At 66.8% G+C, this 596-nt stretch carries 1 protein-coding gene; it reads right to left on the minus strand.

What is annotated here, in order from left to right; translation table 11 throughout:
- Window positions 1-596: IS66 family transposase (tnpC, locus tag AC630_RS42140; protein WP_143198776.1), on the minus strand; the 596-nt coding region annotated here is incomplete at both ends.

The following is a 596-nucleotide window of genomic DNA, read 5'->3' on the forward strand; positions in this document are numbered from 1 at the left end:
CGGCCATCTTCGATGAAGCGCGTCAGCCCCTGCCAGCGCGAGAGAGCGTAGCGGATGGCGGCGGCGAGCTTGATCTTTTGGCTGATGAGAGCCAGCTTGGCGCGTAGCCAAGCCTCGAAGGCGTCGGCCAGCGGCCGGCTTTTCTGCTGACGCACGAGACGGCGCTCCTCCGGACTGCGGCCGCGGATCTCCTTCTCGATCGCGTAGAATGCGGCAATGTGCTTCAGCGCCTCGCTTGCGATCGGCGCGGGGCCCGCCGCCGCGAGTTCGTAGAAGTTACGCCGCATGTGCACCCAGCAGAAGGCGAGTTCGACCTCGCCGCGCTCGGCAAGCTTTGGATAGGCGGTGTAGCCATCGACCTGCAGGACACCCTTGAAGCCGGCAAGATGGCTGAACAGCCGCTCGGCCTTGCGGTCGGGTGCATAGACATAGGCGATGCCGGGCGGATCGAGGCCGCCCCAGGGCCTGTCGTCGGCGGCATAGGCCCAGAGCTGGCCGGTCTTGGTGCGCCCTCGACCAGGATCGAGCACCGGCACCGTCGTCTCGTCGGCGAACAGCTTGGACCTCGCTCGAAGCACCGTGAGGAGGCGCTCATG

The organism is Bradyrhizobium sp. AS23.2, from assembly GCF_001908185.1.
Lineage (GTDB): Bacteria > Pseudomonadota > Alphaproteobacteria > Rhizobiales > Xanthobacteraceae > Bradyrhizobium.